The sequence below is a fragment of the Bacillus sp. N5-665 genome, assembly GCF_022637375.2.
Taxonomy (GTDB): domain Bacteria; phylum Bacillota; class Bacilli; order Bacillales; family Bacillaceae_G; genus Bacillus_A; species Bacillus_A wiedmannii.
Genome location: NZ_CP093325.1, coordinates 2,064,330 through 2,075,969, shown reverse-complemented (window position 1 = coordinate 2,075,969; position 11,640 = coordinate 2,064,330). Strand labels below are relative to the sequence as shown.

Genomic DNA, 11,640 nt, shown 5'->3' with positions numbered 1-11,640 from the left:
CCCGTTATAACTAACGTGTCAAACTATTTTTAATACATTTAAACTAGCAGTTATTACACCAGATAATGTCGTTACATGCCCAATAGATAATGGACCATTTTGCAAAGATAAAGTAGCATTTGAAGAAGCAACATTAATGACCATCGTATTAGAAATCGCTGGTTCTAATACAAAGGTACCTCCTGTAACATAAAAAATAAAACTCCCTGCGACTTGCGTTCCATTTAAAGTAAGCCTCACGGAAATCGTTTCATTCCCCCCATTTGGATCACCTTGAAAATAATAGCTGACTAAATATATTCCCGGTGTACTTAACGTTACAGTTGTTGCAGTTGTTAAACTAACACCAGAACCAAAAGTTGTAGATCCTGAATTGATTGGTATTAACGCATTCGCTGCAATTACACTCGTTGAAGTAGAAAAGAAATAACCGCCTCCGCTAGGTAAGCCAGTTGCTCCTGTTGCACCTACTATTCCTAAGAAACCTATAGGCCCTATACTACCAGTGGCTCCGGTAGGTCCCACAGCTCCAATCGGCCCTTGACTACCTTGCGCTCCGACTGGGCCTATACTACCACTAATCCCTGTCATTCCACTTACTCCAGTTGGGCCTTGTAGACCTTGAATACCTTGAGCACCTTGTATTCCGGTTGCTCCCGTTGCTCCGGTAGGTCCTGTACTTCCTGTACTTCCTTGTATCCCCATAATCCCTTGAACGCCTTGTATCCCTTGTACTCCGGTCGCCCCTGTTGCTCCTGTCGCTCCTGTTTCTCCAGTTACACCAGTAATTCCAACATTTCCTTGTGGTCCTTCGGGTCCCTGACTACCTTGCGCACCTTGCACTCCTTGTGAACCTGTTATCCCGTTTTCTCCTAAATTCCCTTGGGGACCTCTACTTCCTTGCGCACCTGTCGGACCGGTTATTCCTTGTATTCCTTGCATACCTTGAGAACCTTGAGCTCCTGTCGGGCCTACTATACCTTGTATTCCTTGAGGTCCTTGCAAACCGATAGCTCCTGTTGGACCTATTATTCCTTGAACTCCTTGAGACCCTTGAGACCCTTGAGCACCAGTCAATCCAACTTCCCCTTGTATTCCTTGGGGGCCTTGTAGGCCTTGAACGCCAGCTGCTCCTGCTATTCCTTGAACTCCTTGAATACCTTGAGCACCTTGTGGACCAGCTGCTCCTGTTTCCCCTCGTATTCCTTGTGGGCCTTGGACTCCTGCCGCTCCTGTTGTGCCTGTGGGACCTATTATTCCTTGTAAGCCTTGTATACCTTGCGCTCCTGTTGGACCTGTTACCCCTTGTATACCTTGCACACCTTTAGGACCTTCTGCACCAATTGGACCGATTTCTCCCTGCAGACCTTGTATCCCTTGAGGACCTTCTACACCGGTTGCTCCTGTTATTCCTTGGTTACCTTGAGAACCTTGTGCACCTTGTACGCCAGCTACACCAATTACCCCTTGAGAACCTTGTGCACCCCTTACACCTTGAGGGCCAGTGGGACCTGTTATACCTTGTAACCCTTGTATTCCTACTGCACCAGTTCCCCCTGTTACACCCCGCGCACCAGTTACTCCAGTTGGACCTGTGGGTCCCCCAGGTGGACCGGGTGGGCCAGATGGACCAGTCACTCCACTAGATGGACCAATTGGACCTGTTGTTCCCGTCGGAGCACCCGGAGGTCCTTCTGGTCCTTGTATACCAATACTCCCTGTTGCTCCTGTTATCCCTCGTACTCCTTTTGCTCCTTGAAAACCAGTGGATCCGTTTAGTCCTTGTATGCCTTGAACACCTTGTGGACCTTGAGGGCCTATTACACCTGTTATCCCCTTTATTCCGCTTATACCTTGAGGTCCTTGTATTCCAGTAGAACCAGTTGGACCTATTACACCTTGTATCCCTTGATCACCTTGGTGTCCTTGCTCTCCAGTAATTCCTTGTATTCCTTGGGGACCTTCTTCTCCTTGTATACCTGTAGTTCCATCCTCCCCTTGTATTCCTTGCGCTCCTTGAGGACCTTGAGGACCTATTACACCTGTAATACCACCTTCACCTATCACACCTTGCATTCCTTGTGCTCCCGTTTGTCCTCTTTCTCCAATTTCCCCTTGTATCCCCGGGGAACCTTGTATACCTTGACTACCAGCAGGGCCTGTAATCCCTTGTATTCCTTCCAGTCCTTGTAATCCAATATCACCAACAGGACCTTGCTCTCCAATTAATCCTTGAGGACCTTGTAAACCAACCGGACCTGTAATTCCTTGCTCTCCAGTATCACCAACGGCACCTTGTATTCCTTGAGCTCCTGTTGTCCCTCGCGGACCTTGTATTCCCTCGATACCTTGGGGGCCTTGTGGACCAGTTGCTCCTCTAGGTCCAGTAATTCCCGGAGGACCGACCGGACCTTCATGCCCTCCAGTTGGACCTACAGGGCCACTATTACCTGTTGGACCAGTTGCACCTATAAGCGGAAGAGGCAGTGCCACTCCGAATTTTTTGCAATTTTTATGATGATGCACAACAATCCCCCTTCCCTAAAATCATTACACCTTTTATATGAAATGCATTTTTATATGAAAAGTACACCTCTGACTTCATTTTTTTAAAAATAAAGAAGCCCATCATTTCATGTATTTGAAATGATAGGCTTCTTTTTATAAAACACTTTACTTCCTCGCCTTAATAATAAAAGTAGTTGGCACCACTCTAGCTTTATATAACGAATAATATTTCGTAGACGGCTCAGCTAATTCTTCATCAAACGCGCTAGATGGTTCAGGTTCTTCTATTCTCTCAATTGTAAATCCCGCTCTATTTAACTCATTTATGTATGTACTCATTTTTCTTTTATATAACGTTGCTTGTACATGTTCCCCTTTAAATGTTTCAAACGTAATAGGAGTTTCCTCATGATAAGACGAGCTTAAAGCAATCTCCTCTGTTCCATACATTAAGTTTGAATATATGGGATGCTCCCAGCTAAATATAAAACTTCCTCCTGGCTTTACATATGAATAAATGAGTTCCAACGTTTTTCTTAAGTTCGAAGTCCAACCTAATGCATAAATGGAATATACAATATCAAAATATTCTTTCGGAATATCTCCTTCTTCTTCCATCGCTCCGCATACTAACTTTGGATTCCAACACTTTAACGTTTCATTCGCTGTTTTAATTTGTTCACTTGAAAGATCAAGCCCCCATACTTCCTCTGCCCCGTGCTCTGCCATATATTGCAACGAATGCCCACTTCCACACCCAATATCAAGAACCTTTTTATTTCTGATTGAATCTAACAAATGAATCTCATCTTCAGACGCTGTATACGGACCATATTTCGGTAAACAATCCACTTGAAAGAAATAAGGTGCAACTGTATCCCAACACTTTTTATTTAAAGCTAACATTTGTGTACTTTCCATATCCTTCATTCCCCCATCCTATTTTCTTCCCCTAATATTAATTACACATCATAACCCGATCTCCCTTTTCTCTTCGCCCGGTAATTTTTCACTTTCGCGATCGTTCCGCACGCTCTTCCTCCTTCTTCTCCAGCATACATACCACACCATCTTTTACTTCCATTTCGCGAATGATCATAAAATACCCAGCGACAATCTGGGCATGCTTTTAATCTTCCCCACAAATTTTCTTGAATCGCCATTAGCACAATATTTAATATCTTTGTATACACATTCTCTTCGTGCACAGGCTCATATGTAATACCTTTCATATCTTTCTTTACATGTACATGAAATGGGTATTTCTCTAACCACCTTTGCAATGATTCTCCGCCTTCAATTGCCACCCGAATATCTTCTCGAAAACTTTTTAATTCCTCTATCGTATGAAACGGAACCTCTTCATGAAAATATTCTTCCATAAAGAGCTTTATATCCTCTTCTGTTTGCAGCATATCAATTGGCTCTCTCGTATCGTTTGGTATTTTCCATGTATTTAAAAATTCCCGAATATATTCTAATTCATTTGGTGCATTTTGATTCAATTCCATTCACCTTCTTCTTAAAATTTACTTTTTTCTGACTTTATGTATAATTATAATATAAAATAGTTAACCATTAAATAATTTTACCGGTTACAATATTAGGAGGAGTTCTATGAAAAGTTTCTCAATACCGATACGTTTCATGCTTATTTCTTCATTTTTTATGTCTTTTGGGTATTTTGCAGTATACGCATTTTTAGCTATTTATCTATTAAGCTTTCTTCATTTTTCTGCTGTTCAAGTAGGAACAGTGTTGACGGTTATGACAATCACATCACGAGTTATCCCATTATTCTCAGGATTAATTGCTGACAAAATAGGCTATATCATTATGATGATAGCCGGATTATTTTTAAGAGGAATCGGATTTATCGCTTTAGGAATATGCTCTGATTTTTATACAATTTCTATTTCTTCTGCACTTATTGGCTTCGGAACTGCATTTTACGAACCTGCTGCGCGCGCCATATTCGGCTCACAACCAGCTCATATGAGAAAAAATTTATTTACATATTTAAACCTTAGTTTTAATTGCGGTGCAATAATCGGACCAATTGCAGGAGGGCTCTTACTCTTACTCGATCCAATCTATGCTTTTTCTCTAACAGGATCTCTTATGCTGTTATTCGCTTTTATCTTTTACTTACTTAAAAATCACTTCCAAGTCACTACTGAAAACACGTCTATTACATTAGGGATACAAGCTATCTCACAAAACAAATCTTTCCTTTTGTTTTCATTTATTATGATTTCCTTCTATATTATGTTTACTCAACTTACTGTCGCACTTCCACTTCATATGAAAAATATTAGTAATAGCAATCAGCTTGCTACACTAGTTATTACGATAAATGCAATAACAGGCGTCATATTTATAGTGTTATTCCGAAAACTATTTCATAAATACAACACACTTTCGATTATTAAATACGGTGTTTTATTAATGAGTATTTCCTTTTTACTTATCCCTTTATTTCAACACCCATATTGGCTATTTATTTGTGTAATTTTATTTACAATCGGTGAAACACTCGTATTACCTAACGCTGATATCGCTATTGCAAATTACAGTAACGAATCATATACAGCTACTTACTTCGGATTTTATCAACTATCACTCGCATTTGGTTTTATCATCGGTAATTATACCGGTACATCTTTTACAACCAATTTAAACGGAATGTATACACCATGGCTTATTTTCGGCGGAATAGGAGTTATTGGTTTTATTTCACTCCATATTTTAAATATTAAAAAAGGGAGCTCTAAAGAGGATATATACCTATGTAATGAGACGAAACCTCTTTAACACATTACAATTGAGATGGTACCTTTAGACAAGCAACCTATAATAAAAAAATTCGACCATCATATTTGACAGTCGAATCTTTTTATTTTTCATATTCAAGATGATTATGTCTTTTACAACCAAATAAATAGCAACCCCCTAAATGATAAGTTTCAAATTCTAACCCTGGAACATATCCAGATTTGATACGTTCTATCATTGTTTTATAACAATTATTCTCTTCTGTATATTCCTCAATTAACTCTGTCTTATCTTTTTCTGTCCAGTTTTCTTCTACTTCTTCATTCTGAACATCTTCTATTTCTGATGTTTTCGCTTCGATAGATTCCTGTATAACTTCATTTATACGGGAGAAATTATTAGCTTTATATAGAGCATACACAAACCTACTAATCCAGTTAGGACTTTTCCAAACTTCTTTGTATCCCTTTTCGAACCATTCAATTGCTTCGTTATAGCAATTCAACTCAACATATAAATCTGCTACATGAATTTCTCCTAAAAAATTATCAGCTTTCCTGTTAAAAGCATCTAACTTCTCTTTCGCTTCTGTCGTTCGCCCTAAATCAATTAAACATTTTACATAGCTATACATTATATAGTCCGAATCCTCTGCAACTCGCAAGAAAAATTCCGAAGCTTTTTCTAACTCTCCAAGGTTATAATGCGCTACAGCTACATTGTGAAATGCTTCATTGGATGGTTGCATCGAAATAGACTTTTGTAATACTTCTTTCGCTTCTTCCCATTTTTCTTGTTTCGTGTAAATTTCCCCTAAGATGTTATAAGGGAAGTATGAGGACGGATCTAACTTAACAACTTCTTTTATTAATTCCAGAGCTTTATCGTCATTTTCTTCCTCATAAAAGTACATCCAAGCAAGATTATTGAGAGATTGTACACCTCTAGATTCATGTACTGCTTGATGAAACAGTTCCATTGCTTCCACATATTTATTTTGTTCAAACATTTCAATTGCCCTCTCGTTAATGTTCAAGTAACTACCTCCGAAGTGAATGAATTCATCTATTCCATATCGTTATTTTAATATGAAAAAATTGTAATTTCTATAAAAAAGTAGTGCGCTTCGTATTACGTTCTTTCTCCTATCTACATTTGGATATCCAATTCATAATGATTTTAACAACACTGCTTTCTACAGAAAATATATACCTACTGGAAAGATACTAATTTAAAACAATAAGTAAACTTTTCAAACCCCTTAAATTGGATATACAGCCTGTTTTAATTTACATATTATGGTACAATTAAAAAGTGTGCTAGCTAAACATTTACGTTCCACACTAGCAGTCTAGCAATACCAAAATCAAAAATCACTTGAAATTGGGGGATGTTATGAAACAGAAATTAGCTGTTCTTCTATTCATCGGAATCATATTATCCGGATGTTCAACTATAGTAGAAAATTCTTTAGAAACTGGAAAAGGCAGTATTGAATTATTAACACCAACGATTACAACAAAAGATAACGAATTAGAAATTAAGACTGAAGGTATTGATGAAAATAAAGTGACGTTTATTTATGTTGCCAATAAAAAAGTATTGGCACAAAAAATTAATAATGGCGAATCCTACAAAGTTAACATTAAAGATATCGAGCACGCTCATAAGACAGATTACAAACCAAAAGTTCAACTTTTGCAAACGAAAGATGATACTCAAGATGGAGACATGGTAACCTTTAAACAAGTTAGATATACAGTTAAAAAAATTAATTTTATAGGTATTTCATTATAAATGTAACGAACGAAAATTTACTTTTAACAGAGGGTAAATGTAAGGGGGGCTAGCATGAAAAGAAGATGGATTTATTGGTGGATTGGTAACATATTTTGGATTATAACTTTCGGGATATTGGCAGCTATCATTTGGCTAAGAGAGGTTGATGGGACCGGTGTTACTCAAACACCGGAGCTGAAATTAATAGCCTTTATCGTTTTATTAATTGCATTTATATTACCAATCATTATTCAAGTTGTATGGTTACTTGTTAATCTGAGAAAGAGTAGAAAAAAATAACGCAGAAAAAAGAGATGAATCTTTTTCAAACTAGATTCCTCTCTTTTTATTTTGGGATTATGCCGTGCTTTTAAAGCTGCACTACTCCCTTTTCTTTACGATACATGTTCATCTTTCTTCTTCATTAACGCTCTTTTCTTCATCGCCTTCGTTAAATATCCGCCTTTAAATGAACGGATTTCATAAGAAGACATAAACGCTTTCGGTGCAATTTCATTAATAATTTCTAACAGTTCTTTTTCTCTAGAACGCTTTGCAACGATATCTAAACGATAACGTATAGAATTAATACCTTCGCCTTCAAATACTGTAACGCCAAATCCTGAGTGACGTAATTCATCTACTAATTCATTACAACGGTCTAGTAAACTAACTTGATACGTAATATAACCAATTGCTAATTTGTTCTCTATATAACCGCCTAATAATAGTCCCGTACTAAAACCAATGACATAGGCAATAATGTTCATCCAATTTGATAAATCTTGAAACACAATACCTAAACTGACAATGTAAATAGCTCCTTCTAACAATCCAACACCAGCAGCGGATCTTGTTTGATTCTTTACAAGCAAAATCGTACGGATTGTTAAAATTGGAACGTAAATAATTTGAAGCACAAAAATAAGTAACGCTTGTAACATTGGTATCCACCTCTTTCAAAAAGTCTTTTGTCATAATAACATACATAACCTTTAGAAATCGATGGGTTTTTAAATTTTTTTACATTATTTTTCATACTATTGAAAAACGTAAAAAAGAAGCGTATTATATTTGTCGTAAATTTGATTCCTTTCATTAGCTCGCTTAAACACAAAAAAGGAACCCCATTAGGCCCCTTTCATCATAGCTCTATGTTTTTCGAAGCATGTTCCCTTTGCTTCTCTTCCTCTTTCACTAACTGCATATTTGCATAAGCTAAATTTACAATCATTAAAAAGTGACCACCTAAAATGCCTGTACCAAATGCCCACATTTCCATTTCATGCTCAATTTCATACATGATGATTGCTCCTAAAATGGCAGCTGCAAATCGGTTTAGAACTCCTAATCCAGGAGCCTTTTCCTTCATTACGATACTTTTCCCAAGTTTCTCCACTCTGCGAGCTAATAACCAAAGACAATAGGCACTTACAGCTAATCCGATACCAAACCCTGTTACTTGTTTTCCAAACGGAGTAATCGTCCACATAAGTAGTAAACCACTAAAGATCGCATACAATTGTAATCGATATACACGTAAGGCTGCTTGAATCAAAATATCCGCTCCTAATTTCGCATTTTTTATACGTTAGAAGAAAAGCAGCAACTTACACAGTTGCTGCTTTCTCTTCTTCTTGCTCTTGTTCCATTTTACGAATTTCAACACGTTTAATTTGGTAAGCGTCTTTTTCTAACACTTTAAATTCATAACCTTCCGCCTCAACATGTTGTCCTTCTTCAATTTCATGATTTTGCATCATAATCCAGCCACCGATTGTATCCACATCGTCTTCTTCAATGTGTAATCCAAACAAATCTTTTACTTCTGAAATAAGCACTTTTCCATCAACGATTTTATGGTGCTCATTCACATGCTGAATTGGTGGTGCTTCATCTTCATCATATTCGTCACGAATTTCGCCGACGATTTCCTCCAAGATATCTTCAAGCGTTACAATTCCTGCTGTTCCTCCGTACTCATCATATAAAACAGCCATCGGAATTCGCTTCTTCTGCATTTGAAGTAATAAATCGTGAATTGGAGTTGTTTCCATCACTTCAATAATCGGACGCATATACGTGCGAATGGATGATAAATCTTTTTGATCTTCGGTCATATATCGAATAAAGAAATCTTTTACGTTGACCATACCGATAATATCATCTTTATCTTCTCCAAAAATCGGATAACGTGTGTATCGCTCATTTTGGATTACTTTCATGTGTTCTTCTACTGAATCTTCCAGGTAGAAACCAATGATTTCTGTTCGCGGTACCATAATCTCTTTTGCAATACGATTATCAAATTCAAAAATGTTATTTACATACTTGTATTCAGCCTGATTAATTTCGCCACTTTCATAGCTATCTGAAAGGATAAGGCGTAATTCTTCCTCTGTATGAGCTACTTCATGTTCTGAAGCTGGTTTTAAACCGAATAAGCCAGTTACAACACGAGCTGAACCGTTTAATACCCAAATAAATGGATACATGACTTTATAGAACATCATTAACGGACCTGCCAATAACAATGTTACTTGTTCAGCCTTTTGAATTGCCATCGTTTTCGGAGCTAATTCCCCTACTACAACGTGTAAATACGTCATTAGCATAAAGGCAAGACCAAATGTTAATACTGATGAGATAGAAGGATTTATGTTCCATTTCTCAAATAACGGGTGTAATAACTTTTCAATTGTCGGTTCACCTAACCAACCTAATCCCATAGCTGTAACTGTAATACCTAATTGACAAGCAGATAAATATTCATCTAAATTTGTTGTTACCTTTTTCGCTGCTAAAGCACCGCGTTTCCCTTCCGCAACAAGCTGATCAATACGACTTGAACGTACCTTTACAATCGCAAACTCTGCTGCTACGAAAAATCCAGTAAATGCGATTAAAATCGCAACCATGACTAAATTAAATATTTCCAATGAATCCCCTTAGTTTAAAAAACTAAGGTGTCCACCTCCTGTATACTATAATGTTTTCTTATTTGTTCACTAGAAAACATAGCCCGATACAAAAATTAAAGAGGTCGGATTTCACTTTTTTCTATAATAATAGAGCAAGTGTCTGTATTAAAGCTGTCGTTTGACCAGATAAAGATTTCGATATTTTTTCACGTTGTGAATCAGTCAATCCATCTAAAAGCGGCTTTAACTCCGTTAACTCTGCTTCTAACCGATGAATATGGTCTGTCACTTCATTCACTTGTTTCGAAACGTGTTCATTGATACCGAGCAGCTTCTTCTTCTCCTCGATTTTCTCTTTAATCTCACAAAGCGGCATATGCATTTCTTTGCACTTCTCAATAAATTGTAATGTCTCAAATGCTGTTTCATCGTAATAGCGATAATTAGATTGAGATCGCTCCGCTTTTAAGATACCTAGATTCGTATAATAATCAATCGTGCGTTTCGACACGTGAGCCATGAGAGCCAACTGTCCGATTCGATACACCTTCCCAACGATCTTCCCCCCTTGTTTATATTACTAACATCATACAATACATAAACTGTACAGTCAAACGTGACGGTTTATTATTCATAATTTATACACAATTCCACATGCCATCTAAGTATGTAGTATATTCACACTCTATAACTCTATCCATATAGTTAGATTACTGTTTTTTCGATATGCCGATACCAAAATGTAAAAATGGAATCACACATTCCTGTCAACCTTCCATAATTTAAAACATATGATAATAATATTGAAATAAAATCATTATTTATGCAACTGGAGGAGATTAAAATCACTAGGACAATTATCTCTCATTTTTATAACGAGGAGTATTTATTACCATGGTGGCTTATGCATCATACAAAAATATTTGATCACGGCATATTAATTAATAGAGGTTCTACAGATCGTTCGGTTGAAATTTGTAAATTATTTGCTCCCAACTGGGAAGTACGAAATTCAAGATTCCTTGATTTCGATCCCACTAATACTGATATTGAGGTGATGGAAATTGAAAGAGAAGTTTCAGGTTGGAAAATGGTATTAAATACTACGGAATTTCTTTGTTGTAACAATGTAGCAGAATTTTTCTCATCACTTCATATGTTAGGCCAAAATATGTACGCAATTAGAATGATTGTCATGATTGATAAGCATAAGTACAATTATTCAAAACTAAGATATTCTATTCCGTTAGTAGAGCAACGATACCATGGTCTTTTTCCTTATAAACCAGAAATCGGATGTGCTTGGCGATTTATACACAATCATCTTGACGGCGCATATTTACCTGGTAGACATTTTACTCGACATCAACATACAGTTTATAACTCCCCTTCATTTATTGTTAAATTTTATTTTAGCCCTTGGAACGAACATGCAAAGATAAGAAAATTACAAATTACACCTACTCTTTCAAAAACGGGTGTTCAAATGGGCCTTCAAACTCATTATGGTCAGTCCTCTGAGGAACTCGAAACTCGATTTTTAGAGCTTAGTAACATAACACAAGACCTACGTAATCACCCTGAGTATCAACAATTATTCCCTAAATTCAAACCTTAATATTTCTCACCCTATCATGTTCCACACATTTTTACACAC

General features: G+C 37.0%; 12 protein-coding genes. 4 read left to right on the top strand and 8 right to left on the bottom strand.

Translation table 11 applies throughout. The features are described 5' to 3' along the window. Positions 1–18: 18 nt before the first annotated feature. The 3 genes from MNO09_RS13170 to MNO09_RS13160 all read right to left on the bottom strand — a co-directional run bounded on the left by MNO09_RS13170 (position 19) and on the right by MNO09_RS13160 (position 4,013). The gene (locus MNO09_RS13170) at positions 19–2,526 is read right to left on the bottom strand and encodes a collagen-like domain-containing protein (RefSeq protein ID WP_000546429.1); all 2,508 of its coding nucleotides are present in this window, start codon (positions 2,524–2,526) and stop codon (positions 19–21) included. Positions 2,527–2,673: 147 nt separating this feature from the next. Continuing rightward, positions 2,674–3,429, bottom strand: a complete 756-nt coding sequence (locus tag MNO09_RS13165; RefSeq protein ID WP_000446400.1) for a class I SAM-dependent methyltransferase — start codon at positions 3,427–3,429, stop codon at positions 2,674–2,676. A 41-nt stretch (positions 3,430–3,470) separates the two neighbouring features. Beyond that, positions 3,471–4,013 carry a CGNR zinc finger domain-containing protein gene (locus MNO09_RS13160; RefSeq protein WP_002096427.1) on the bottom strand — a complete coding sequence of 181 codons (543 nt, stop codon included), beginning with the start codon at positions 4,011–4,013 and terminating at the stop codon, positions 3,471–3,473. 112 nt (positions 4,014–4,125) lie between these two features. On the opposite strand from MNO09_RS13160, the gene MNO09_RS13155 reads away from it, so the two are divergent. After that, complete coding sequence (locus MNO09_RS13155; protein WP_000834828.1) at positions 4,126–5,322, top strand: MDR family MFS transporter; 1,197 nt, start codon at positions 4,126–4,128, stop codon at positions 5,320–5,322. Positions 5,323–5,404: 82 nt separating this feature from the next. Here the strand turns inward: MNO09_RS13155 and MNO09_RS13150 are convergent, their stop codons facing one another. After that, positions 5,405–6,319 carry a tetratricopeptide repeat protein gene (locus MNO09_RS13150; RefSeq protein WP_001024489.1) on the bottom strand — a complete coding sequence of 305 codons (915 nt, stop codon included), beginning with the start codon at positions 6,317–6,319 and terminating at the stop codon, positions 5,405–5,407. Between the two features lie 359 nt (positions 6,320–6,678). Here MNO09_RS13150 and MNO09_RS13145 point away from each other — a divergent pair, with 359 nt between their 5' ends. Continuing rightward, complete coding sequence (locus MNO09_RS13145) at positions 6,679–7,080, top strand: hypothetical protein (RefSeq protein WP_000810637.1); 402 nt, start codon at positions 6,679–6,681, stop codon at positions 7,078–7,080. Between the two features lie 54 nt (positions 7,081–7,134). Next, positions 7,135–7,362, top strand: a complete 228-nt coding sequence (locus MNO09_RS13140) for a DUF3923 family protein (protein WP_000830332.1) — start codon at positions 7,135–7,137, stop codon at positions 7,360–7,362. 95 nt (positions 7,363–7,457) lie between these two features. On the opposite strand, the gene MNO09_RS13135 is transcribed toward MNO09_RS13140, so the two are convergent. The 4 genes from MNO09_RS13135 to MNO09_RS13120 form a co-directional block, all read right to left on the bottom strand. Beyond that, positions 7,458–8,006, bottom strand: coding sequence for a DUF2179 domain-containing protein (locus tag MNO09_RS13135; RefSeq protein WP_000938437.1), 549 nt, complete (start codon positions 8,004–8,006; stop codon positions 7,458–7,460). Between the two features lie 200 nt (positions 8,007–8,206). Next, positions 8,207–8,620, bottom strand: a complete 414-nt coding sequence (locus tag MNO09_RS13130; RefSeq protein ID WP_000613578.1) for an ATP synthase subunit I — start codon at positions 8,618–8,620, stop codon at positions 8,207–8,209. A 52-nt stretch (positions 8,621–8,672) separates the two neighbouring features. Next, on the bottom strand, positions 8,673–10,001 hold the full coding sequence (locus tag MNO09_RS13125) for a hemolysin family protein (RefSeq protein ID WP_002096424.1): 1,329 nt from the start codon (positions 9,999–10,001) through the stop codon (positions 8,673–8,675). A 121-nt stretch (positions 10,002–10,122) separates the two neighbouring features. Further along, positions 10,123–10,530, bottom strand: coding sequence for a MerR family transcriptional regulator (locus MNO09_RS13120; RefSeq protein WP_000285637.1), 408 nt, complete (start codon positions 10,528–10,530; stop codon positions 10,123–10,125). 276 nt (positions 10,531–10,806) lie between these two features. On the opposite strand from MNO09_RS13120, the gene MNO09_RS13115 reads away from it, so the two are divergent. After that, complete coding sequence (locus MNO09_RS13115) at positions 10,807–11,601, top strand: glycosyltransferase family 2 protein (RefSeq protein WP_098116250.1); 795 nt, start codon at positions 10,807–10,809, stop codon at positions 11,599–11,601. Positions 11,602–11,640: the final 39 nt, after the last annotated feature.

Bases quoted from the DNA above. Each gene is read 5' to 3' on its own strand.
- MNO09_RS13155 (WP_000834828.1), top strand. From the start codon at position 4,126: ATGAAAAGTTTCTCAATACCGATACGTTTCATGCTTATTTCTTCATTT.
- MNO09_RS13165 (WP_000446400.1), bottom strand. From the start codon at position 3,429: ATGGAAAGTACACAAATGTTAGCTTTAAATAAAAAGTGTTGGGATACA.
- MNO09_RS13115 (WP_098116250.1), top strand. From the start codon at position 10,807: ATGCAACTGGAGGAGATTAAAATCACTAGGACAATTATCTCTCATTTT.
- MNO09_RS13140 (WP_000830332.1), top strand. From the start codon at position 7,135: ATGAAAAGAAGATGGATTTATTGGTGGATTGGTAACATATTTTGGATT.
- MNO09_RS13135 (WP_000938437.1), bottom strand. From the start codon at position 8,006: ATGTTACAAGCGTTACTTATTTTTGTGCTTCAAATTATTTACGTTCCA.
- MNO09_RS13145 (WP_000810637.1), top strand. From the start codon at position 6,679: ATGAAACAGAAATTAGCTGTTCTTCTATTCATCGGAATCATATTATCC.